Annotated in this window: 1 protein-coding gene; it reads right to left on the bottom strand. The window is 43.1% G+C overall.

Going from position 1 to position 297, the window contains the following annotated elements; translation table 11 throughout:
• Positions 1-297, bottom strand: a 297-nt coding sequence (locus GD597_RS21770; RefSeq protein ID WP_216368672.1) for a putative metal-binding motif-containing protein, incomplete at both ends; no start/stop codon positions are given.

The raw sequence follows: 297 nt of genomic DNA, 5'->3' as shown, positions 1-297 counted from the left end.
ACCATCGCCATCTACATCAAAGTAGTAGGTAATCAGCGGGAAGTCTTCGTCTATTTCTCCATCACAATCGTTGTCTAAACCATCACATAGTTCAGGTGCGCTGGGATGTACAGCTGCATTTTGATCATCACAATCTAAACTATTGGTTACGGTATTTTGCGGTTGGAAACATCTTGCCTGGATAGGCGAATTGATGTTACCATAACCATCGCCATCTACATCAAAGTAGTAGGTTACCAGCGGGAAGTCTTCGTCTATTTCTCCATCACAATCGTTGTCTAAGCCATCGCATAGTTC

The sequence above is a fragment of the Limnovirga soli genome, assembly GCF_013106755.1.
Classification (GTDB): Bacteria; Bacteroidota; Bacteroidia; order Chitinophagales; family Chitinophagaceae; genus Limnovirga; species Limnovirga soli.
The sequence above is the reverse complement of the archived record's forward strand: the minus strand, read 5'-3'. Positions and strand labels throughout refer to the sequence as shown.